The sequence below is a fragment of the Ensifer sp. ENS08 genome, assembly GCF_014852195.1.
In the GTDB taxonomy this organism is placed as follows: domain Bacteria; phylum Pseudomonadota; class Alphaproteobacteria; order Rhizobiales; family Rhizobiaceae; genus Ensifer; species Ensifer adhaerens.
On sequence record NZ_JACVBF010000016.1, the window covers coordinates 45,627 to 68,015 of the forward strand.

General features: G+C 63.4%; 17 protein-coding genes. 2 read left to right on the top strand and 15 right to left on the bottom strand.

The window, feature by feature from the left end; translation table 11 throughout:
* Positions 1-2: 2 nt before the first annotated feature.
* From IB272_RS26550 to IB272_RS26605, 12 genes are all read right to left on the bottom strand, one after another.
* Positions 3-1,220: a mandelate racemase/muconate lactonizing enzyme family protein gene (locus tag IB272_RS26550; RefSeq protein ID WP_034789633.1), complete on the bottom strand. Its 1,218-nt coding sequence runs from the start codon at positions 1,218-1,220 to the stop codon at positions 3-5.
* A 5-nt stretch (positions 1,221-1,225) separates the two neighbouring features.
* Positions 1,226-2,503 (bottom strand): MFS transporter, encoded by a 1,278-nt coding sequence (locus IB272_RS26555; RefSeq protein WP_200949915.1) that lies wholly within the window; start codon positions 2,501-2,503, stop codon positions 1,226-1,228.
* Positions 2,504-2,610: 107 nt separating this feature from the next.
* Entirely contained in the window at positions 2,611-4,035 is a 1,425-nt protein-coding gene (gene aldA / locus IB272_RS26560; protein ID WP_060528954.1) for an aldehyde dehydrogenase, read from the bottom strand.
* 195 nt (positions 4,036-4,230) lie between these two features.
* Positions 4,231-5,109 (bottom strand): LysR substrate-binding domain-containing protein, encoded by an 879-nt coding sequence (locus tag IB272_RS26565; RefSeq protein ID WP_192356904.1) that lies wholly within the window; start codon positions 5,107-5,109, stop codon positions 4,231-4,233.
* A 256-nt stretch (positions 5,110-5,365) separates the two neighbouring features.
* Entirely contained in the window at positions 5,366-7,390 is a 2,025-nt protein-coding gene (locus tag IB272_RS26570) for a beta-N-acetylhexosaminidase (RefSeq protein WP_034789642.1), read from the bottom strand.
* 86 nt (positions 7,391-7,476) lie between these two features.
* Positions 7,477-8,418: an ABC transporter ATP-binding protein gene (locus tag IB272_RS26575; protein WP_113188590.1), complete on the bottom strand. Its 942-nt coding sequence runs from the start codon at positions 8,416-8,418 to the stop codon at positions 7,477-7,479.
* Positions 8,415-9,230: an ABC transporter ATP-binding protein gene (locus IB272_RS26580; RefSeq protein ID WP_060519302.1), complete on the bottom strand. Its 816-nt coding sequence runs from the start codon at positions 9,228-9,230 to the stop codon at positions 8,415-8,417. The genes IB272_RS26575 and IB272_RS26580 overlap by 4 nt, the downstream gene beginning before the upstream one ends.
* Positions 9,227-10,129 (bottom strand): ABC transporter permease, encoded by a 903-nt coding sequence (locus IB272_RS26585; RefSeq protein WP_192356905.1) that lies wholly within the window; start codon positions 10,127-10,129, stop codon positions 9,227-9,229. Before IB272_RS26585 ends, IB272_RS26580 begins: the two co-directional genes overlap by 4 nt.
* Entirely contained in the window at positions 10,126-11,109 is a 984-nt protein-coding gene (locus IB272_RS26590; RefSeq protein WP_034789647.1) for an ABC transporter permease, read from the bottom strand. The genes IB272_RS26585 and IB272_RS26590 overlap by 4 nt, the downstream gene beginning before the upstream one ends.
* 19 nt (positions 11,110-11,128) lie before the next feature.
* Positions 11,129-12,742: an ABC transporter substrate-binding protein gene (locus IB272_RS26595; RefSeq protein ID WP_234798813.1), complete on the bottom strand. Its 1,614-nt coding sequence runs from the start codon at positions 12,740-12,742 to the stop codon at positions 11,129-11,131.
* 282 nt (positions 12,743-13,024) lie between these two features.
* On the bottom strand, positions 13,025-13,918 hold the full coding sequence (locus tag IB272_RS26600; RefSeq protein ID WP_034789649.1) for a DMT family transporter: 894 nt from the start codon (positions 13,916-13,918) through the stop codon (positions 13,025-13,027).
* A 111-nt stretch (positions 13,919-14,029) separates the two neighbouring features.
* Complete coding sequence (locus IB272_RS26605) at positions 14,030-14,959, bottom strand: sugar ABC transporter substrate-binding protein (RefSeq protein WP_034789652.1); 930 nt, start codon at positions 14,957-14,959, stop codon at positions 14,030-14,032.
* A 328-nt stretch (positions 14,960-15,287) separates the two neighbouring features.
* On the opposite strand from IB272_RS26605, the gene IB272_RS26610 reads away from it, so the two are divergent.
* Positions 15,288-16,085: a C1 family peptidase gene (locus tag IB272_RS26610; protein ID WP_034789655.1), complete on the top strand. Its 798-nt coding sequence runs from the start codon at positions 15,288-15,290 to the stop codon at positions 16,083-16,085.
* A gap of 54 nt (positions 16,086-16,139) precedes the next feature.
* Here IB272_RS26610 and IB272_RS26615 read toward each other — a convergent pair whose 3' ends face one another.
* From IB272_RS26615 to IB272_RS26625, 3 genes are all read right to left on the bottom strand, one after another.
* On the bottom strand, positions 16,140-19,295 hold the full coding sequence (locus tag IB272_RS26615) for an efflux RND transporter permease subunit (protein WP_192445426.1): 3,156 nt from the start codon (positions 19,293-19,295) through the stop codon (positions 16,140-16,142).
* 26 nt (positions 19,296-19,321) lie between these two features.
* A complete protein-coding gene (locus IB272_RS26620) occupies positions 19,322-20,410 on the bottom strand; it encodes an efflux RND transporter periplasmic adaptor subunit (RefSeq protein WP_051659168.1) in 1,089 nt (362 codons plus the stop codon).
* Between the two features lie 119 nt (positions 20,411-20,529).
* The gene (locus tag IB272_RS26625; protein ID WP_034789660.1) at positions 20,530-21,138 is read right to left on the bottom strand and encodes a TetR family transcriptional regulator; all 609 of its coding nucleotides are present in this window, start codon (positions 21,136-21,138) and stop codon (positions 20,530-20,532) included.
* Positions 21,139-21,403: 265 nt separating this feature from the next.
* On the opposite strand from IB272_RS26625, the gene IB272_RS26630 reads away from it, so the two are divergent.
* Complete coding sequence (locus tag IB272_RS26630) at positions 21,404-22,372, top strand: DUF808 domain-containing protein (RefSeq protein WP_192445427.1); 969 nt, start codon at positions 21,404-21,406, stop codon at positions 22,370-22,372.
* Positions 22,373-22,389 lie beyond the last annotated feature (17 nt).

The following is a 22,389-nucleotide window of genomic DNA, read 5'->3' on the forward strand; positions in this document are numbered from 1 at the left end:
AGTTATCCGCGTGCCGGCGCGAAGGCCTTCACGTCCGCCGGCCGGCTGTCCATCTGCAGGTGCAGGCGCTCGCCGGTGTACGGCGTGTGCTTTTCGACGACGTCCATGTTGAGCTCGATGCCAAGGCCAGGCTCGCGCGACGGGATGATGTAGCCATCCTCGACGGCGAGCTTGGTCTTCAGCACATCCGCATGAAATCCGCTGAAATCGAGGATCGCCTCATGGATGAGGAAGTTCGGCGACGCAGCTGACAGCTGGATACTGGCCGCAGCCCCGACCGGGCCGTTATAGAGATGCGGGGCGATCTGGGCGTAATAGGCTTCTGCCATGCCGGCGATCTTCTTCGCTTCGAGAAGCCCGCCGACGCGTGCGACGTTCATCTGCAGGATCGAGGCAGCCTTCAGTTCGAGGACGCGCTGGAACTCGTACTTGGTCGTCAGGCGCTCGCCGGTCGAAATCGGGATCGAGGTCGCGCGCGCCACCTCTGCCATCGCCGCTTCCTGTCCGGGAGGAACCGGTTCTTCGAACCAGAGCGGGTCGTATTTTTCGAGACGCCGCGCCAGCCGGATCGCCGAGGACGGCACCATCTGGCCGTGCGTGCCGAAGAGCAGATCGGCGCTGCTTCCAACGGCGTCACGGATCTTGCGGCAGAATTCCTCCGAGCGGTCCATCACGCCGAGCGAAAGCTGGTGGCCGGAATAGTTGGTGTAGGGACCGGCCGGGTCGAACTTGACGGCGGTGAAGCCCATCTCGACCATTTCGACGGCGCATCCGGCGGCGAGATCCGGATCGTTGAAGTCGAACTCTCCAGCCGCGTTCTTCGGGTAGAGATAGGTGTAGGCGCGGAGCTTCTCGTGCACGGTGCCGCCGAGCAGGTCCGCGACGGGCCGGCCGGCGGCCTTGCCGATGATATCCCAGCAGGCGATTTCGAGACCCGAGACGATGCCCATCATCGTCGGGTCGGGGCGCTGGGTGAAGCCGCTCGAATAGGCCGAGCGCCAGAAGCGCTCGATCTGGTGCGGATCATGGCCGAGCAGATGCCGCTCGAAGACGTCTTCGATCAGCGGCGTCAGCGCCTTTGGATGGAACGAGGTCGCGTAGATCTCGCCGATGCCCTCGATGCCGCAGGCGGTCGTGAGGCGCACGAAGATCCAGTACATTCCGCCCACATGCGGCGGCGGGACGGCGACGGCATAGGTCTTGAGAGACGCGATCTTCATTTGTGTCATCCCTTTTTCTTGAGGCGGGCCATCAGCACCAGGGTGGCGATGGCGCCGAGGACGCAGATGGCGGCGATGTAGCCGAAATAGAACTGGTAGCCGGCGATGCCCGGATAACGGTCTGAGAGGTATCCGTTGACGAGCGGCAGGTAGGTGTCGGGCGCGTAGCCGACGAGCGAGATGATGCCGATCGCAAGGCCGGTGATGTTGGCCGGCACGTGGCAATCGTCGAGGATCGCCCAGTAGAGGCCACGGATCGTATAGGTGATGAGGCCGACGAGCAGCACCAGCCCGACGAAGAGGACCGTCGAGCCGATGCCCGGCAGGGCGATCATCGCCACGAGGCTGGCGGCTGCCACGATGAAACTCAGGAGCAGGATCGCGGTCTTGCCAAAGCGGTCGCCGAGCAGGCCGCCGCCGATGCCCCCGACCGGGCGCAGCCACAGCTTGATCGTGACGATCAGGCCGGCCATGGCGGCGGAAATGCCGAAGCCGCCTTCCTGCAGATAGGCCGAGAAGCTGTAGGTCGCGAGGAACACGTGATAGCCGCAGAAGATGATGGCGGCGACGAGCCAGACCTCGGGGATACGGAGCAGCGTCTTGATGTCGGCAAGCAGGTTGCCTTCGCGCTTGCGCGCGCCTTTCTCGACAGCGACGGGCTGCGACACGGCGAAATAGGCGATGCCGACGACGATGCAGAAAACGGCATAGAGCAGCACGACATCACGGAAACCCATGGCAAGCCCGGCACCGCGCGTTTCCGTCGTGAAGACGAAGAGCGCGATGGCGACGCTGGCAAGCAGCGCCTCGACCAGGCCACGGCCGCCGTCGAGAATGCCGAAGAAGCGTCCCTGCTCATTGGCGCCGGCGATCAGGTTCACCTGCTTCAGCGTCGCCGCCCAGAACGTCAGGCCCGTCGTGACGCCGAAGCCGCAATAGATAACGAGAAGCGATGAGTAGCCGGGCAGCGTCGCATACCAGAGGCCGAGCAGTCCCGTGCCGACCATGGAAACGAGGATCAGGATGCGCGGCTGGACGCGGTCGGCGAGCCAGCCGCTCGGCAGGTAGCCGACCAGGAAGCTGGTGCCGAGAATGGAATAGAGAACGCCAAGCTCGGTGTTGGTAAGCTTAAGCACCTCCAGCATCGTCGTCTGGTAGGACTGGCGCAGGTAGAGGATCGGATAGATCGCGCCGGCGGCGATCACGATCAGCGCCAGTTGCAGGTAACGGCTGCGGGCCGACACGGACGGCGCAGCGATTTCTGTTTCGGAAATTGAGCTCAAGGGTAGTCTCCTCCCCGACCGATGGCGGGAGCATGCCATCGGCCCGGTCTTGATGTTGATGTCCGAACAATTCCGGTTCCCGTCCGGAATTGCGTCATTTCAAATGATCAGTGTTTCAGGACGACGAGGCGCGTCTGGGTGAATTCCAGCATGCCGTGCTTGCCGTCGTCGCCGCCGAGGCCCGAGCGTTTCCAACCGGCGTGGAAGCCCTGATAGGGGTCCGCCGGGAAACGGTTGACGTAGAGTTCGCCGGCCTCGATGGCGTCGCTGGCCCGCATGACGGTGCGATAGTTCTCGGTGAAGAGTACCGAGCTCAGGCCGAACTGATGGTCGCTCGCCAGCGCCAGCGCTTCCTCGAAGGTCGAGTAGCGGATCACCGCGAGAACAGGCCCGAAGACCTCCTCGCGCACGATCTCCATCTCTTGGCGGCAGCCGGAAATCAGCGTCGGCGGATAGAAGTAGCCCGGTCCTTCCGGCAGGTAACCGCCGGTCTCGACCGTTCCGCCTTCCGCCCGCGCCTGCTCGACCATTTCATGCACGCGTTTCTGCGCGGCGGCGTTGGCGAGCGGGCCCATGCGGGTCGCATCCTCGGCGCGGTCGCCGAAGGCGCGGGCAGCGAAACCTTCGCGCAGCTTGGCGAGCAGCGTGTCATGCACGCTTTCGTGTACATAGAGCCGCTCGGCACTGGTGCAGACCTGGCCGCAATGGGCGGTCTTGGCGGCGATGATCGCCTGTGCCACAGCATCGAGATCCGCATCCGGCTCGACGATGACGGGGGTCTTGCCGCCGAGTTCGAGAGAGGGCTTGGCGATGTTTTCCTTGCAGTAGTCGAGCACGATGCGGCCGGCCGAAACGCTGCCGGTCAGCGTGATCATGCCGACGCCGGGATGGGTGCAGAGCGTCTTCGCGACGTCATGCGACATCGTCAGGATGTTGACGAGACCTTCCGGCAGGCCGGCCTCGACGATCGCTTCGGCAAAAACGAAGGCGGATGTCGGCGTATTGTTGCTCGGCCGTACGACAACGGCGTTTCCTGCAATCAGCGCCGGGGCGATTTTGCGCACCAGTGTGTAGATCGGATAGTTGAACGGGATCAGCCCGGCAACGACGCCGATCGGAACGCGCTTCAAGAGCAGCGTTTCACCGGGATTGTCGCTCTCGATCACTTCGCCCTCGATGCGGCGCGCCCATTCGGCGTGGTAGCGCATCAGTTCGGCGCCGTAGATGACTTCCGCGGTCGCGTCGGCGAGGCTCTTGCCCGACTCTTTCGCCAGGGCAGCGCCGATGGTCTCAGCCCGGCTTTCCAGCACCGTCGCCAGTCGACGCAGCGCATCGCCACGCTGGATGGCCGGCAGTGCCGCCCAGGCGCGCTGCGCCTTCATGGCTGCCTCGACCGCTGCTGTTGCCTCCTCATCCGTTGCTGCCGGCACCGATGTGAAGACCTGGCCTGTCGCCGGATTACGGACGTCGATCGTCACCGCAGACGTGCTTTCGATGAAACGACCGCCGGAAAAATTGCGATAGGGGCTCATGGCATCTCGGATGTGTTGGCCGCAGCTCCCGGCGCCAAAGGCGCGCAGGACAAGCGGACTGCGCGGGAGAGAGCACAATGAGCGACGGCCCGTCTCTCTCCCCGACCGAGACCGTCACGAAACTGTTGCGACGATAGGGCCGGAGGCACAAGCGAGTAATTTTCAGCGAGAGCATTCCAAAATGGAATGCTTGGCTCAGGCAGCCCGGTCGGCCGAAACTTCCGTAAGCAGCCAGGCACGAAACGCGTCGACCTTGCGGTCGTTTCCGGCCTGGGGCCGCGTGACGAACCAGTAGGATTCATGCCCTTCGACTTCGACGTCGAAAAGCTGCACGAGCTGCCCAGTTTCCAACTGACCGCGCACCATCGAACGGTCGGCGACCGTGACGCCGAGGCCCGCACAGGCCGCTTCGATCGCAAGATCGAGCAGGTCGAACTCTAGCCCGCCGCGGGTATCGACATCCTGGAACCCCGCCGCGTCGAGCCAGTGCCGCCACGTCAGATAGCGCCGGTCGGGTGAAGCGAGCACGTGCAGGAAGGTAAAGCGCTGCAGGTCCGTCGGACCCTCGACTTTCACCCCTTCGAGCAGTGATGGCGCACAGACGACCACATGCCGCTCCGTCATCAGGATGCTGGCATCCAGCATCGGCCACTCGCCATCGCCGAAGCGGATGGCGCAGTCGAGAAGACCGCGCTCGGCAATCGTGTCCGTGGCTTCGGTGCTGAGGCTGATATCAACATCGGGCAGAGCCTCGCGCAGCCGCGGCAGACGCGGCAGCAGCCAGCGCTTGGCAAAGGTCGGCGGAACGTTGATCCGCAAGCGGTTCTGGTTGCTCTTCTCGGTGATGCTGCGCAGCGAAACCTCGATACTATGGAACGCTTCCTGGATCGTCGCCAGCAGTTCGGCACCGGCCGGCGTCAGCTCGAGATGGTGGTGGCGACGGATGAGCAGGTCTTCGCCAAGCTCATCCTCGAGGTTGCGAACCTGGCGGCTGACCGCACTTTGCGTGAGGTTGAGCCGCTCGGCCGCCCGCGTGAAGCTGCGGGTCTGCCCGACCACTTCGAAGACCTTCATCGCCGACAATCCAGGAAGTCTTCGCATCGATAACTTGGCCTCAGGAAACGCTGCATCCCGCGGGTCGTCGCGGGATCGATGCGCACCTTTGCGTGTCACGCTCCGGCGCACAAGCACGAAAATCCAAATCGTATCCAGCAAAGCGGAAGCGCACGCCTGGCTAGCTCCGAACGACGAACGGCGGCTCTCGCCGCCGTTTGCCTATCCAATCCATCGCCTGGCCAAGCCCAGACGAAAACTGGAAACTTAACCGCGCCTACTCCGCAGCATAAAAGCCGTAGAGCACGGGCATCAGCCCGACCAGCGCCTCGAAGCGCTTGAAGGACTTACGTTCGGGTCGCGTCCATCCGGTTTCGGCGAGCGCCGAAAGCCGCGGGAAGACGAGCCGGTCGAAGACGGCGCGGTCGGTCATCGGTTCGGACCAGATGCAGCACTGCACGCCGAGCAGGTGCTTTTTCTGTGCGTCGGTCCAGCCTTCGACCGGGTCAAAGGTGTAGAGCTTTTCCGGGTCTGACCAGCCGGCCCAGCTGCCGCCGGGCTCCGACCAGGCCGGGCTGTTGGCCATGTCGAGATAGTAGACTTGGCCCGGGCAGACGACGATGTCGTAACCTTCCTCGGCAAGCGCGGCCGACGCCTCGACCGTGCGCCAACCGAAGAGCAACGACTTCGCCTTGTCGATGACGTTGCCGTGGGCCGCCTCCTGCCAACCGCCGGTAACGCAATTTCGGCTCGCCAGGAACGCCTGGACGCGCGCCAGGAACTCGCCCTGCAGCACCGCCGCACCCGAACCGTCGATCTCGTCGGCGCCATGGGTGTTGGTGACGACGTTCAGGCGCTTGGCGTGGGTTTCGGCGACCTCGTCGCCGGCAAGTGCACGAAGCCGCGTGAGCGCTTCCGGCGAGCCGGACCAGGCACCAAGCGGCACCTCGTCGGCGCCGACATGAATCGCCCGCATCGGGAAGAGTTCGATCAACTCGTCGAAGATGACTTCCAGCACGCGATAGGTCTCTTCGCGCGCCGGGTTCAGGCAGTTGTCCGGGAAGCCCTGGACTGAATGATAGCTTCCCTTTTCCTCGGGATCGCGCAGTTCCGGGATTGCCTGCAGCATCGCATAGGAATGGCCGGGGATGTCGATTTCCGGCATCACCTCGATGCCGAGGCTGGCGGCAAGCGCTACGATCTGACGAACCGCCGCCTTGGTGTAGTAGCCGCCGGTCGGTTCAGGACCGGAGCCGAGCAGCGGCGGGATTTTGCGACCATGGCCGCGCCAGGCGCCGATTTCGGTGAGCGCCGGATAGGCGTCAATCTCCACGCGCCAGGCCTCGTCGTCGGTCAGGTGCCAGTGGAAACGGTTGAGTTTGTTCCAGGCCATCAGCTGCAGGAAACGCTCGACCTCGGCGGTGCTATAGAACTGCCGGGCGACGTCGAGATGGGTGCCGCGCCAGGCGAGCGCCGGCTCGTCCTTGATCTCCCCGCCCGTCGGAAACACGAAGGTGCCCGGATGCGACCGCGCCCCGCGCAGGACCTGGCCGAGCGTGATCAGGCCGTAGAGAATACCCGTCTGGCTACCGCCCGAAATGGCGACGCCGGCAGGCGAGAAACGGATCGTGTAGGCCTCCGGACCAAGGTGCGACGCCTTTGACAATTCGACCGGGAAACCGCCCTCCGCCGCCGGCCGGACAATGCCCTCGACCGGAAACAGGCTGGCCGTGAGATCGGCAAACGCCTTCGCCGCGGCGGACGCTTCACTGCCTTCGGCCTTCAGATCGAGGCCCGGAGGTGCCAATAGCTGACCGGAGACCGCAACCGCTTGCGGCCACGGCACGATCGAGACTGGCACCGGAGCCACCTTCGGCACCGGATAGACGGCGGCGCCACGCTTCAGCTCGGCATTGTCACCGTGCGCCCGCGAGGCAAGCACGGCAACCGGCGCATTCGTGCCATCGGACAGGACGAGGAAGGCGGCGTTTGCGCCATCGGTCCAGTGGCGCGGCTCGAAGCTCATGCCGTGAGCCTTGAGCGTCCAGGTCGCGCCGGGCTTCAGCTCAAAACCTTCCGGCGGCGCGAATTCCGCATAGTTGGAGAGCCGGACAAGAAGCTGCCCGCCCTCGACCTCAGCGGCAGGATCGATGCGCGCCGGGCCCGAGACGCCGAGGCGAAAGCCCTTGATCGGCCGGTCCGAATTGTTGGTGAGCGTCAGCGCATAGACCGACCTGTCGGCGGTGCCGACGGGCACCCAGAGCGTTTCCAGAAGATAGTCAGATTTGGCGGCAAACGTCATCAAATGGCTCCATGAGTGATTGGTCTCTGCGGCCGGCCGGGGGCCAGCGCGTTTCTTGGGGAATGCGGGTCCTCGGTTCACATAGCTCACGCCGGCGTTCGGCCAAGGGCACGGACGAAGTGATTCACGGTAACTTCTTCCACGTTGTCGGAGGCCGGACGGCTCTTTCGCCGCACGTCGTCGGCATGGGCAAGGAAGCGGGCGCTTTGCCCTGGCACAAAGGGGCGATCGGGGTCGGGGACCGCGGAAAGAAGCAGTTGCGTATAGGGATGGCGGGGATTGCCGATGACGGCGCTGGTCTCGCCCCACTCGACCATCTGCCCGGCAAACATCACCACGACCTCCTCGGCGATGTGGGCGGCCGTGGCTATATCGTGGGTGATGTAGAGCATGGCGAGGTTCCGCTCGCGCTTGATGCGCGCGAGCAGTTCCAGGATGTCGAGGCGGATCGAAACGTCGAGCATCGATGTCGGCTCGTCGGCAACGAGCACATCCGGCCCAACGGCAAGCGCCCGGGCAATGTTGACGCGCTGGCGCTGGCCACCGGACAGTTCGTGCGGAAACTTTCGTGCCGTCACATCGGCGTCCAGACCGACATCGGCGAGCAGACGCGCGACGGCAGCTTTCGCCTCGCCCCCGTTCTTGGCGTGACCATGCAAAAGCAGTGGCCGCGCGAGGTGATGGTAGACGGAGAACACCGGGTTGAGTGAGGCGAAGGGATCCTGAAACACCATCTGGATCGCCCGCCGACGCGTCTTTTCGTCGGCCCTTCCTCCGGCCTGGGTAACGTCGGCGCCGCGAAACGCCATCGTCCCCGATGTCGGCGCATCGAGCCGCGCGACGATGCGGGCGCAGGTGGTCTTGCCGCAACCGGATTCGCCGACGAGCGCCAGCGCCCGGCCGGGCTTTAAGGCAAGCGAAATGCCGCGCAAAGCCTCGACGGTACCGAAGCTGCGCCTGATGTCCTTGAGGCGCACGATCGCGTCGTCTTCATCAGCCATGGTCGTCGTTAGCGGCATCACGTTCATTCGACGACCCCCAGGCTGCGGACGGATGAGGGCAGTTGCGGGATCGCGCCCCAGAGTTTCCGCGTGTAGTCGTGTTCCGGCGCACGGCTGATCTGCTGCGTGTCGCCGACCTCAACCAGTTGCCCTTTGAGCATAACACCGATGCGATGGCAGAGCTGCGCCATCAGGTGCAGGTCGTGGGTGATGAACAGCACCGAAAAACCGAGGTTGCGCTGCAGGTCGACGAGTTGCTCCAGGATTTCCCGCTGCACGACGACGTCGAGCGCCGTCGTCGGCTCGTCCATGATGATCAGTTCCGGCTTCAGCGCCAGGCAGATTGCGATAACGATGCGCTGGCGCATGCCGCCGCTGAACTGGTGCGGATAGTCGTCGAGGCGGTTGATCGGGATTCCAACGAGCCGGAACATCTCCTCGGCCCGTGCACGGGCCTGCGGCCTGGTCGCGCCGGTGTGCTTGCGCAAGACGTCGAAAAACTGCGCCTCAACCCGCATCAGCGGGTTGAGCGAGTTCATTGCGCTCTGGAACACCATGCCGATCCGCCGCCAGCGGACGTTTTGAAGCGACGCTTCCGGCATCTTCAGGAGGTTTTGACCATCGAGCAGGATCTCGCCGCCGGCGACCCAGGCCGGCGGTTTTGACAGCCGCGTGATCGCATAGGCGATCGTGCTCTTGCCGCAGCCGGATTCGCCGGCAAGGCCGAAGAGTTCGCCGCGGCGCACCTCGAAGGAGACATCGTTAACCGCGCGGAAAGCGCCGTCGTCAAGCAGGTAATCGACGTTCAGGTTGCGGATTTCCAGGAGTGCATCGCTCATCGGGCCGCCTCCAGTTCGCGACGGCGCAGCCGCGTGAGACGCAGCCAGCGGCTGAGCGCCGGACCGGAGCGAAGCTGCGGATTGGCGATCTCGTCGAAGGTGAAGTTGATGAGCGCGAGACCAAGACCGACGAGCGCGATGCCCGCGGCCGGAACGGCGATGTCCCACCACGCGCCGACGATGATCGCCGAGGAGTTTTGCGCATTGTAGAGCATGGTGCCCCAGGTCACCCGGAGCGGATCGCCGAAGCCGAGATATTCGAGCGTCGTCTGCGCGACGATCGCATAGATGATGCTGCCGACCACGTTGATGCCGATCAGCGGCACCAGATTGGGCAGGATCTCGACGAAGATCACCCGCCAATGCGGCTCGCCGACCATGCGCGCCGCCACCACGAATTCACGCTGCCGGAGCGCCATGGTCTGCGACCGCGTCATGCGCGCGCCCCAGGGCCACGAGGTGAGCGCGATGATCGCCATGATCGCCATCGGCCCGACCGTGCCGGCAAAAGACGCAAGCAGGATCAGCAGCGGAATATTCGGTATGACAAGGACGGCATTGGTGGCGAGATCAAGCGTCGCATCCGTGCGGCCGCCGAAGTAACCGGCGACGAGGCCGACGATGGTGCCGAGCGCGGTAATCGCAAGGCCGGTGGCAAAGCCGACGGCAAGCGACGGCCTGGCACCCCAGACGAATTGCGAGAAGACGTCGCGGCCCATCTTCGTGGTGCCGAAGACATGCTCGACGGTTGGTGGCTGATGCGAACGACCGACACGCTCGCTCGGATCACCCGGTGCGAGAACCGGCGCGAGCAGCGCCATCAGGCAGAGCGTGAGAATGATGACAAGGCCGGCGACGGCTTTCTTCTGCCGCCAGAACAAGGAGACGGCCGCATTCATGCCCTGCCCTCCCTTATGCGCGGATCGACCACGCCATAGATGATGTCGACCAGAAGATTGGCGCCGAGCGTGGCGATCGTCATCAGCAGCAACTGCCCCTGGATCACGGGATAGTCGCGGGCAACGCTTGCCGTATAGAGCGTCAGTCCGAGACCCGGATAGTTGAAGACGATCTCGGTCACGATCGAGCCGCCAAAGACCGCCCCCAGCATCAGCGCCAGGTTGGTGAGCACCGGCAGCATGGCGTTGCGCGCCGCGTAGCCGAACATGACGGCTGCTTCCGAGAGGCCCTTGGCTCGCCCCATGGTGACGTAGTCCTCACCGAGCACCGAGATCATGCTGGAGCGCATCGTCGTCTGAAACTCGCCAATCAGATAGGGCGAGAGCGTCAGCACCGGCATGATTGCATGCAGGAAGACGCTGCCGAAGAAGGTGAAGTTGAGCCCCGGGTCGAGGCTCGGATCATAGGCGTAGCCGACCGGCAGCAGCCGGAGCGTCACGCCGAAAGTGAAAAGCGTCGCAAGCGCGATGATGACGGGCGGAACGGCAATCAGCACCACCGAGAACGGCGAGACGAAACTGTCGAAACGCCCGCCACGGCGCCAGGCGGCGACGGCGCCGAGCAGCACACCGATGCAAAGAGAGAAGGTTATGGCGGTGACCACGAGAAACGCCGTCCACCCGGCCGAGCGGCCGAGAACTTCAAGCACCGTCTGCGGATAATACTTGACCGAGACGCCGAGATCGAAATGGGCGAGCCCGACGACATAGTCGACGAACTGCTGCCAGATCGGTTGCTCGATCGCACCGAAACGCGCCTTGATCGCCTCGATGGCCGCGGGCGTTGCCCGCGGTCCGAGTTGGGCGATCATGCTGTCGACGGGGGACCCCGGCATCAGCCGGGGAACCGCGAAGTTCATGACGATCGCGAAGAGGAACGCCACGCAGTAGACGGTAAGCCGTCGACGGGAAAGTCGCATCGCTGGAACCCGCTGCCACTTATTGTACGGGCTTCAGGCGGAGCAGATGCACCAGCCGCATCCGGTTGTTGTCGTGATCCTCGGGGTTCATGACAGGCTCGTCCTTCGTCACCCAGCCGGTAAAGCGCTTGGTCGAGAACTGATACCAGGTCGGACCGTTGAAGACGGGAACGACGGGCAGGTTGTCGGCGACGATCACTTGCACCTGATCGAACAGCTTCTTGCGGTCGTCGTCCGTCGCCGCCCGGCGGTAATCATCGAAGACCTTGTCGAGTTCGGGGTTGGAATAGCGTGACGGCGCGCTGGTGATACGCCCACCGAAGCCGGTCGACAGCGACTGGAAGTAGCCGCGGAAAGGCGTCGGGCCGTCGGCACGCGAATTCATCACCGCCTCGAAGCTGCCGTCGAGGATCTGTTTCTGCCACTGCTCGTATTCGGGCGTTGCGACAGAGGCGTTGATGCCAATCTTGCGCAAGCCTTCGGCCGCGATCTGCACCGCGTCGATCCAGTCGGTCCAGCCGTTCGGCACGATGATCGGAAAGGCGATCGGTTTGCCGCTCGGCGTGGTGCGGAAGCCCTCGCCGTCCTTCTTGTAGCCGGCATCGTCAAGCAGCTTGTTGGCCTTGTCGATGTCATAGGCGAGCCACTCGTCCTGAGCACCCTCGGCGGCCTTGTTGCGCCAGCTGTCGAAGCGCGGCGGCAGACCGCTCGCATGGGTGTTGACGACGGGATAGCCGAAACCGGCGATATCGACCATCGCGGTGCGATCCATGGAAAGGCTGAAGGCGCGCCGGAACGTCATATCGTTGAAGGCCTCGGCGTTGCCCGGATTCGACGACTTGAAGTTCATCTGGAACGAAACGGTTTCGGCTGGAGGCTGCCAGTAGCCATTATGGTCAGGGTCGAGGCCGACATAGGTCTTGTCGATCTGCGGCAGGAACGAGCCGAACCAGTCGATCGAGCCCTCCGGCAGGAGCGCCAGCATCTGGTCGTTGCCGGAAATCTGCGGCAGCTTCAGGCAATCGACCTTCAGCGTCGCCGCGTCCCAATAGTTGGGGTTGCGGCACTGCTCGTAGACCTGGGGCGTGAAGCGGCGGATCTCGGTCATCGGGCCGGAGCCGACGGGCGTCTCGTTCTTGAAGGCCAGCGGATCCTTCACGTCCTTCCAGATGTGCTCGGGCACCACCGGGAAATCGGCAAGCGACTCCGGAAAATGCGTGTCGACATCCTTGAGGTTGATCTTCACCTCGGTCGTCGACGGCGCCTCCACCGAAGCGACGGTTTCGCCAACGCCGACGGTATCGACCGCCGGGTTCTTCAGCATCAGCTCGAGCGTGAATTTCATATCTGCCGAGGTGAGCGGCTTGCCGTCCGACCATTTCACGCCGTCGCGCAATGTATATGTGATCGACTTCAGATCGTCGGCAAATTTGTAGGCGGTCGCAAGCCGAAAGACCGGCTTGCCGCCGTCGTAATCATTGAAGATCACCAGCGGCTCGTAGACGAAATCCATGGTGCTCTGCCGCCGACCGCCGAGGTCGAACGGGTTGAAATTCTGCACCCAGCTCGTCTGCTCCTCGATGTGCATGGTGAGCACGGATTCAGCGCGGGCCTCAGCGGCGCCGATCATCATCAGCACGGACGCGACGCCAACAAAACGCCGTGTCGTTCCGCTCCTTCCGCCCCCCGGCGCGTTGCGCAAAGGCCGCATTTCCTCGACTGCCGTCATGACGAATTCCCCCTCAGGTTTCGTTGATCGAACTATTAAGTCAAGTAATTTGACTTAACGATAAGTCCGTCAAAGTCGCGCTGTCAATCGGGGTATTTTCGCCGAGACTAAAGTTATGGTCCGAACCGCCAAGTGGTATTTCGAACGAGAATACCACTTCCGAAATCTTGCGATTTGGCGGCTCTTTCAGGCGGCGGAATTTGGTCGGAAAACGACTTGGCCAAGCATCGCGAGCAGAATCACCGCGCAGCCCAGGATCTGGGAAAGGCTCAAGGGTGACCCCAGAAACGCCAGCGCGAAGACGAGAACCCATACCGGTTCGCAGCACATGATCACCGATGCCCGCGCCGCAGAGATCATCTGCTGGCCGCGAAACTGCAGGACGAAGCGCAGGCAGGTCGAGATCAGGATGCTTGCCAGAAACCAGCCCCAGATCGCGATCGAAGGGACTGCCGCGGGCATCTGTTCGACAGGCAGCGAGACCGCGAGGATGACCACCCCTGCGGCCACCAGCTGGATCGCGGCTGTGGCCACCGCGCCTACTTCGGTGGAATTGCGTTTGACCAACGCAATGCTCGCCGCCCAAAGCAGGGCCGAGACCACAAAATAGAGGTGAGCCACCTCCACCCGAGCGCCGGGGCCAAGAAACAGCAAGCCCATCCCGGCAAGCGCGACGGCGATCGAGATCCCGAGCGCTCGCCCGACCGGCCAGCCGAAGAACAGCAGACCGAAAACCGGCACCAGCAGGTTGCCGGTCGAGGTGATGAAGGCCGCAACGCCCGGGTTCGTCGTCTGTTTCAGGCCGAAAATCCAGGCCATCATGGCGACCGCAAGGGCGAGCGCGGCGGGAAGCAGCAGGCGCACCGCCCTGCCGAGTTCGGCAAAGGATGCGAACCTCGCCAAGAGACCGATCAGCAGACCGGCGATGACAAAACGGCTGCTGAGGAAGAGCAGTGGCGGAAACTCGGCAAGAGCGTGGATCGAAAACAGCCATCCGGCGCCCGCCACAAAGGCCGCGATCGCGATCTGCAGATCGGCAATCGGCTGGGAAGGGGGCTGGGCGGAACGATCAGGGGTCATCTGTTGGACACCAGAGAAGCCGAAAGGCCGTAGCGAGCGGCCTGCCGGCTTCTCTGTCGGTTACAACCGAGATCTACCAGTGATTGTTCGGATTGTGACAAGAACGGCCGTCTACTGGTTCGCCTTGGCGTAGTCCTTCATGTTCTCAGGTGTCACCAGTTCGAACGGAACCCAGATATGCCGTTCGGTCTTTTCCTCCCGCGCCAGGGCGACGGCGGCATCCATCGCGGTCGCGCCCTGCGCGATTGCGTTCTGGAAGACGGTGACGTCGAGATCGCCTGCGGCCATGGCGGCAAGCCCGTCCGGCGTCGCATCGATGCCACCGACCACCACCTTCGACATGTCGGTGCCCGCCGCTTTCATCGCCTGGATCGCGCCGATCGCCATCTCGTCGTTGTTGGCGATGACGGCATCGAATTCCCGTCCTGTCGAGAGCCAGTTGGTCATGATGTTGCTCGCCTCGAGGCGATCCCAGTTGGCGCTCTGTTCCTCGATCACGCTCATGCCCTTGCAGTCATCGGTGGCGATGACGTCGTGAATATCCTTCGTCCGGGTCAGCGACGAATGATTGTTGAGCGGTCCCATCAGCACATAAACGGAACCCTTGCCGCCAAGCAGCCGGCACACTTCCTTCGTTTCCAGCGTGCCGGAATCGATCTCGTTCGAACCGACGAAGGCGGCAGTCGCCGGGAGCCCATCGGCATCGGCCGGCGGGTGGTTGGCGTAGACGATCGGAATACCGGCGGCACTCGCCATTTTCGTCAGCGCCGGCGTGCCGTCGCCATCGACGGCAACCACGACGATCGCGTCGACGCCGGAGGATATGAAGTTCTGTACCTGGTCCAGCTGCTTGCTCGGATCGTTCTGGGCGTCCTCGACCTGAACCGAAACGCCATCGAGCTTGGCGGCGCGGTCTTCCATGCCCTGACGCAGGATCGTCAGGAACGCGCTATCGGAACGGGCAATGGTGATGCCGATGTTTTCGGCGTGAGCGGTACCAGCCAGCAGAACCGACATGGCGGCAAACAGCAACTTCCTCATTCGAAACCTCCCAAAGGAACAGATGACCTGTGAGTCATAAACGGAATACATGGTCCATTGAAAGTCAATAATGAAACATGCATTTCATTATTGTGCAGCAATGGAATGATCGAAACCCCGCGAAACTCGGGATTTTCGGCATGCAAAATCCTGATAAGATCTACCTATGAGTGCATCATCTTGATACGAGCACCGCGTATCCGGGGAGATTTCGACTGCGCCTTCGGGAAACGAGGGAGCCGCTTTCGGCTGTGTCTCACCGGAAATGCCGGCGGCGCGCGACGCCTGTGACATCACGCCTTACCCTCGCTGTCGGCAGGAGATCCCGATGACCGTACAGGAAGCAATCCTCAACTTCGGCTATGATCCCACGATCAAGGAAGATGGCCCGACGCTCCGGCCGCCGATACCCGCATCACTGCCGAGCGCGGCAACCGTCAACGCGCTCTACCTGCCGCCGCCCAAGGCGCAGGGCACACCGAGCCATGTCGGCAGCCCCGGCAGTTGCGCCGCCTGGGCCACGACCTACGGGCTTGCCACCTATTGGGCGGCCGTTTCGACCGGCGAAGCGCCGTTGCAACCCGTGCGGCAGGCAAGTCCGGCCCATATCTACATCGAAGTGATGAAGAGCTACGGGAAAACGGGTTGCGCGGGATCACAGCTGGCCTCCTATCTCAATCTGCTCAAGCAGGGCGGCACCCCAAACTGGGAGACGGCTCCCTATTTTCCGAATTGTCCCGAGCTGTGGTCGCGCTACGATCCCGGCGCCCTTCCCGACGCCAGCTTCCAGATACCCGGCTGGGCGACGGTCGAGACCAGCGATCTCGACGCGATCAAGGCCGTCATCGTCGCGGGCGGAGCGCTCTGCTACGGCACGTCACTGAACAAGAGCTTCATGCAATATGAAGGGCCGGGCCCATTGAGAGGGCCTCTGGAAAAGTTGCCGAACACCGGCCATTGCATGTTGGTCATCGGCTATGACGACGAGCAGCAGGCCGTCCTCATCCAGAACAGCTTCGGTGAGAATTGGGGCTGCGAATGGAACGGGCGTCGCGGCTACATCTGGATGGGTTACGAGTTGTTCCAATGCCTCGCCCAGGGCCAGGCGATGTACATCACCGGCTGACGTCGGGCGGCTTGCCCGCCGCCCGATCTACCATCCCTGAACGGAGCCGTGGCCCTACTCCGCCGCCACGGCTGCGGGATAGGCTACGGTCTTCGTGTCCTCGGCCTCAAGGCTTGCCGGCGTCTCAGGCTCGACGGAGCTCTTCTTCGGTTCGCGACCGAAGAAGAGCGCATAGCCCGCCGGCAGAACCAGGATGGTCAGCACGGTCGCGACCAGGATGCCACCCATCATGGCGTAGGCGAGCGGCCCCCAGAAGACACCGCGCGAGATCGGGATCAGCGCCAGCACGGCCGTCAAGGCGGTAAGCGTGATCGGCCGGAAACGCCTGACGGCGGAGCCGATGATCGCCTCGGCGCGGTCCATGCCCGCGGCGATATCCTGGTCGATCTGGTCGACGAGGATGATCGAGTTGCGCATGATGATGCCGAGCAGCGCAATGACGCCCAGGATCGCAACGAAGCCGAAAGGCGCACCGCTGATCAAAAGGGCAGCAGCCGCACCGATGATGCCGAGCGGACCGGTCGCGAGAACCAGCATCGCCTTGCCGAAATGCTGCAGCTGGATCATCAGCAGGATGACGATGACGCCGAGCATGATCGGCGCCTTGGCGGCGATCGAGGCCTGGCTTTCGGCAGAGTCCTCCGCGCCCCCTTGGATGGCGATCGAGTAGCCGGCGGGCAGGCTGTCGCGCAGCGGCTGCATTTCGCCAAACATCTTCATCGCCACGTCGTTCGGCTGCACACCATCCGGCAGGGTGCCGCGCACGGTGATCGTCGGCAGGCGGTCGCGGCGCCATTCGATGCCCTGCTCGAGCACCGGCACGACCTTGGCAACCTGCGAAAGCGGTACGAAGCCACCGAAGTCGGTCGGGATGTATATGGAGTCGACCGAACTCAGCAGCTTGCGGCTTTCAGCGGGCTCGCGGGCAACGATCGCCACCGTCTCCTCGCCATCGCGGAAATTGTCGAGCGGCGCACCCGTGACGCTTGCCTGCAGTATCTGGCGAATGCGCTGCGAGGTGACCCCGAGCGCGCGGGCGCGGTCCTGGTCGATCACCAGCTTCATGCCCGGCACCGGCTCCAGCCAGTCGTCGTGCACGGCGCCGAGCAGCGGGTTCTCGTGGAACTTCGCCTTGACGCGATCGGCAATACGCCTGACTTCGTCGCGATCCGGCCCCATGATGCGCATCTGCACCGGCCAGCCGGTTGGCGGGCCCAGGAACAGGCGATCGACCTTGGCGCGGATCGAGGGGAAGTCGGCAGCTAGAATTCCGCGCATCTTGGCGATCAACCGTTCGCGCGCCGGCTCGTCCTTGGCCATCACGAGAAGCTGGGCAAAGTTCGGATTGCGAAGCTGCTGGTCGAGCGGCAGGAAGAAGCGCGGCGCGCCCTCGCCAATATAGGTGGCGATGAAGCGCTTGTCCTCGTCGTCCATCATGCGGGCTTCGAGTGCCTTGGCCTGCTTCTCGACTTCCTTGATGCTGGTGCCCTCGGGCAGCCAGAGATCGACGAGGATCTCCGGCCGCGACGACTGCGGGAAGAAGTTCTTCGGAATGAACTGGAAGGCCCAGAGGCTGACGAAGAAGAGGGCGAGCGTCGTCGACAGCACGATGATGCGATGGCGCACGGCCCAGGTGACCGTCGTGCGCAGGCGACGGTAGAAGCGCGTGTCGAAGACGTCGTGATGATTGCCGGCGTGGCTGCGCTGCTTCAGGAGCATATTGCCGAGCCAGGGGGTGAAATAGACGGCAACGAACCACGAGACGACGAGCGCGATGCCGACCACGTAGAACAGCGAGCGCACATACTCCCCGGCGGTCGAAGCGGCAAAACCGACGGGAATGAAGCCGGCCGTGGTGATCAGCGTTCCGGTCAGCATCGGGAAGGCAGTGGAGGTATAGGCGAAGCTCGCAGCCTCGACCTTCACCAAGCCCTCTTCCAGCTTTCGTTCCATCATCTCGACCACGATCATGGCGTCGTCGACCAGAAGGCCGAGCGCAATGATCAGTGCGCCGAGCGAGATGCGCTGCAGGTCGATGCCGAGCTCGTACATGATGGCGAAGGTTGCAGCCAGCACCAGCGGAATGGTGATCGCGATCACCAGGCCCGAGCGCCAGCCGATCGACAGGAACGACACGACGAGCACGATCGCCAGCGCCTCGCCGAGCGCCTTCATGAATTCGCCGACGGCTTCCTTGACCACTTCAGGCTGGTTGGAGACCTGGTCGACCTTGACGCCATAGGGCAGCGACGCTTCGAAGTGCTGATAGGTCGCCTCCACCGCGTTGCCGACATCGGTCACCTTCAAGCCCTTGGCCATGACGACGCCGATCTGGACGCTGTCTTCACCGTTGAAACGGAATTTGCGCGAATAGGGATCTTCGAGACCGGAGCTGACCGTGGCGATATCGCCAAGTCGGGTGATCTGGCCGCCGGCGCGAAGCCTCAGGTTCTTCAGGTCCTCCACCTTGTCAAGACTGCCTTCGACCGAGATGCGCACCGAGCGCGTGCCGGTATCGACCGCGCCGGCCGGGTCGATGTTGTTCTGGCCGGCAATCGTGCTGCGCAGGTCGTTGAGCGTCAGCCCGCGCTCGGCCAGCGCATTGGATGAGACGTCGATATAGATCTTCTCCGGCTGGTCGCCGATGATGACGGCCTTCTCGACGCCGGGCGTCGTCAAAAGCATGTCACGCGCCTGGATCGCGAACTTCTTCAGCTCCGGATAGCTGTAGCCTTCGCCGCTCAGCGAATGCAGTGTGATGAAGGTGTCGCCGAACTCGTCGTTGAAATAGGGACCGAGCAAACCTTCGGGCAGTTCGTTGGAGATGTCACCGACCTTCTTGCGGACCTGGTAGAAGGCATCCGCCACCTGTTCGGCATTGGTGTCGCCTTCGACCTGCAACGTGATGATCGCGCTGCCGGCACGCGTATAGGAGCGCACGAAATCGAGATGCGGCGTTTCCTGCAGCTTGCGCTCGATCTTGTTGACGACCTGGTCCTGCATCTCCTCGATCGAGGCCCCCGGCCAGAAGGCCTGCACGACCATCACGCGGAAGGTGAAGTCCGGGTCTTCCTTCTGCCCCATGCGCATCAGGCCGAAGACGCCGGCAAGGATGATGAGGCCGAACAGGAAGCGCGCCATGCTCGGGTGCGCGATCGCCCAGCGCGAAAGGTTGAAGGGCCGTTTTTCGTCGGAAGAGGAGGTGGTCATCGGCTCGGTTCCGCGGTTTTCGAGTGTCAGCGCAGGAGCGGGACTTCGGCCTGGGCCGAAGCGGAGTGCTGCGTCGTCGCGTTCGAGATCGTCACCTTGAGATCGTCGGCCATGAACTGCGTCCCGGCAGCAACGACAAGGTCGCCGACCTCAAGCCCATCGGTGACGCGCACGCCGTCAGCGGTGAAGTCGGAAAGCGTGACGGGACGGCTGCTGACGGTTTCGGTGCCGCGATCGACAACCCAGACGATGGTGTAGCCGTCCTTCTGTGCAAGCGCGCTCAAAGGGACCGAGACGTAAGGCTTGCCGTTGCCGGCCGACGCCTCGACGGTCGCGGTCATGCCGAGCAGAACCCGCGGATCGTTCGGCAGGCTTACCCGCACGGAAAAGGTCCGCGACTGCGGGTCGGCGCTGCCCGCCACCTCGCGTACCGTGCCGTCAAGCGACAACCCGGTGTCGGACCAGAGCCCGACCTTGACCGGCAGGCCGGTCTTGAAATTGGCGATCTCCGTCTCGGGCACGGCGACCTGCACTTCCTTTTCGCCTTCGACGGCGACAGTCGCGACAGGCGTGCCCGAACCGACGACCTGGCCGACATCGGCATTGATCGTGGTGACGATGCCCGGCCGGTCGGAGACGAGGTTCGTATAGGTCACCTGGTTCTCCACCTGCGACAGCGCCGACTTCGCAGCGTCGCGCGTCGCCACGGCCTGATTGTAGCTCAGCACCGACTGATCGAATTGGGCCTGCGAGGCAAATTTTCGGGCGAGCAGTTGTTCGGCGCGATCGCGCACCAGCTTGACTGTCTCGACCTGACGCTCGGCCGCTTCCAGATTGGCCGAAGCGCTGCGCACGGCGAGCTCATAATCGGTGGCGTCGACGCGGGCGAGCAGATCGCCGACCTTTACGCGGTCGCCGACATTGACGACCCGCTCGACGATCTTGCCGCTGACGCGGAAGCCGAGGTTCATTTCGGTCCGTGCCCGCACGGAGCCGGAATAGCTGAGCTGGCGGGCCGTGTCGGCCTCAGCAATCTCGACGACCTTGACCGGGCGCACCACCGCAGTGGCTTCGGTCTTTTCCTGCGAGCAGCCGGCCAGTGTCGCCGCGAGCATCGAGAGGAGTGCAGCAGTGGCAAAAAATGAAGTACGGCGGCGAAATTCTATGAGCTTAAACATGTTCGCACTCCCAAAACAGGCTGGCGCAGGCCGAAGCCGCGCCGGAAATATTTCTGCTAAATTTTCAATGCGTTGATCGCGAACTCGACCAGCTCTTCCGGGCTTGCGCGGTTCGTCTTGCTCAGACACTGGGCGACCATTTGCGGGTGGCAAAGCGTGACGGTCGCCGCCCCAAAGCAACGGGACGCGGCATCGGCGTCCTGGTCGCGAAACTCGCCCGCGGCAATCCCCTCGCGGATGACGTCGGCGAGGAGCGCGTCGATCCTGTCGATGTGCTTGTCGATGACGTGCCACTCGCGTTCGATGGCAACGATCACCATCTCGTGCACCTTCGTGTCGTCGAGCATCAGTTCGACCGTCATTTTGTGCTGTGCGTGGACGTAGCGGTGCAGGCGCTCGCTCGCGCTCAGCGGCAACTGGCAGATCTCCTGCGCCATCTGGTAGCTGGCCGCGAGCATGCGCGCGCAAAGCGCCTGGTGGATCTCGGTCTTCGAGGCAAAGAAACGGTAGATGTTTGCCGGCGACATGCCGAGCTCGCGGGCGATGTCGGCAACATTGGTCTTGCTGTAGCCGAAGTGCCGGAACAGCCCCTCCGCTGCATCGAGGATGCGCGTGATGTTGTCCTGCCGTGTCTGGTCGACGACGATATCGTTGCTCACCGGCATCGCTGGCCTTTCGATTTACGACTGACGAATTTCGTATTTCGTCAGTCGTAAATCGAAACGAGGTGTGCGTCAATGGCACAGTCGGGCGTGGTTGATCACGTTTTGAAGAACGAGCGAGACGCCCTCCTCTGGCACACGAGGGCCTCCGCGACGCAGACTGGGTGACGGGGTGCAACCGCGGCGCCGTTGACTCGACACGCTATGGTGGTTACTGGCGACTTAACTGCCGTGTTTTTCGGATTTCTCTCAAAGGGTTCAGCCATCGATGGCCACAGGTCTCATCGCCCTCCTCGACGACATCACTGCGATCGCCAAGATGGCTGCGGCCTCGCTTGACGACGTTGCCGCCCAGACGGTGAAGGCCAGCACCAAGGCCGCTGGCGTCGTGATCGACGATGCGGCCGTGACGCCACGCTATGTCGTTGGCCTGACGCCGGAACGGGAACTGCCGATCATCGCGCGGATCGCCTTCGGCTCGCTCAAGAACAAGCTGCTCTTCCTTCTGCCGGGAGCCCTTCTGCTCGGCTACTTCGCACCCTGGGCGATCACGCCGCTGCTCATGCTCGGCGGCATCTATCTCTGCTACGAGGGCGCCGAGAAGCTCTATGGTGCCCTCTTCCCCCATGCCGCCCACGCACATGAGGAAGCCGTGCTCGGCGCGACGAGCGATCCGGTAGCGCTCGAAAACGAGAAGGTTGCGGGCGCCATCCGAACCGACTTCATTCTTTCCGCCGAGATCATGGCACTGACGCTCTCGACCGTTGCCGACGCCAGCATCTACACACAGGCAGCAGTTCTGGCCGGGGTCGGCATCCTCATCACGCTTGCCGTCTACGGAGCGGTCGGCTTGATCGTGAAGGCCGACGACGCCGGCGTCGCGCTTGCCAAAAACCCCGTCGCGCTCCTGCGGCCGCTCGGCCGCGGACTGGTGCTCAGCATGCCCGTGTTCCTCAAGGCTCTCGCCGCCATCGGCACCGCCGCCATGCTGTGGGTCGGGGGCAGCATTCTCGTGCACGGCATGGCGCAACTTGGCGAGGCCGGGCCTGAACATTTCATCCACGACATCTCCGAGCATGTCGCGCAGGCGCTTCAGTTCGCGCCCGGGCTCGTCGGCTGGTTTGCGACCTCGGCACAGCAGGCACTGCTCGCCCTCGTCGTCGGCGCCATCACGATCGTCGTCTTGGGTAATGTCGTCGCGCCGATCTGGGGGCGTCTGCGCCCGGCAAAGCGCTAAAGGCGTTCGAAAGGTTT

Excerpts from the sequence above, each read along its gene's own strand:
- IB272_RS26565 (WP_192356904.1), bottom strand. The coding sequence starts at position 5,109 with ATGAAGGTCTTCGAAGTGGTCGGGCAGACCCGCAGCTTCACGCGGGCG.
- IB272_RS26550 (WP_034789633.1), bottom strand. The coding sequence starts at position 1,220 with ATGAAGATCGCGTCTCTCAAGACCTATGCCGTCGCCGTCCCGCCGCCG.
- IB272_RS26580 (WP_060519302.1), bottom strand. The coding sequence starts at position 9,230 with ATGAGCGATGCACTCCTGGAAATCCGCAACCTGAACGTCGATTACCTG.
- IB272_RS26575 (WP_113188590.1), bottom strand. The coding sequence starts at position 8,418 with ATGAACGTGATGCCGCTAACGACGACCATGGCTGATGAAGACGACGCG.
- aldA (WP_060528954.1), bottom strand. The coding sequence starts at position 4,035 with ATGAGCCCCTATCGCAATTTTTCCGGCGGTCGTTTCATCGAAAGCACG.
- IB272_RS26570 (WP_034789642.1), bottom strand. The coding sequence starts at position 7,390 with ATGACGTTTGCCGCCAAATCTGACTATCTTCTGGAAACGCTCTGGGTG.
- IB272_RS26605 (WP_034789652.1), bottom strand. The coding sequence starts at position 14,959 with ATGAGGAAGTTGCTGTTTGCCGCCATGTCGGTTCTGCTGGCTGGTACC.
- IB272_RS26590 (WP_034789647.1), bottom strand. The coding sequence starts at position 11,109 with ATGCGACTTTCCCGTCGACGGCTTACCGTCTACTGCGTGGCGTTCCTC.
- IB272_RS26610 (WP_034789655.1), top strand. The coding sequence starts at position 15,288 with ATGACCGTACAGGAAGCAATCCTCAACTTCGGCTATGATCCCACGATC.
- IB272_RS26615 (WP_192445426.1), bottom strand. The coding sequence starts at position 19,295 with ATGACCACCTCCTCTTCCGACGAAAAACGGCCCTTCAACCTTTCGCGC.
- IB272_RS26600 (WP_034789649.1), bottom strand. The coding sequence starts at position 13,918 with ATGACCCCTGATCGTTCCGCCCAGCCCCCTTCCCAGCCGATTGCCGAT.
- IB272_RS26585 (WP_192356905.1), bottom strand. The coding sequence starts at position 10,129 with ATGAATGCGGCCGTCTCCTTGTTCTGGCGGCAGAAGAAAGCCGTCGCC.
- IB272_RS26595 (WP_234798813.1), bottom strand. The coding sequence starts at position 12,742 with ATGATGATCGGCGCCGCTGAGGCCCGCGCTGAATCCGTGCTCACCATG.
- IB272_RS26620 (WP_051659168.1), bottom strand. The coding sequence starts at position 20,410 with ATGCTCGCGGCGACACTGGCCGGCTGCTCGCAGGAAAAGACCGAAGCC.
- IB272_RS26630 (WP_192445427.1), top strand. The coding sequence starts at position 21,404 with ATGGCCACAGGTCTCATCGCCCTCCTCGACGACATCACTGCGATCGCC.
- IB272_RS26625 (WP_034789660.1), bottom strand. The coding sequence starts at position 21,138 with ATGCCGGTGAGCAACGATATCGTCGTCGACCAGACACGGCAGGACAAC.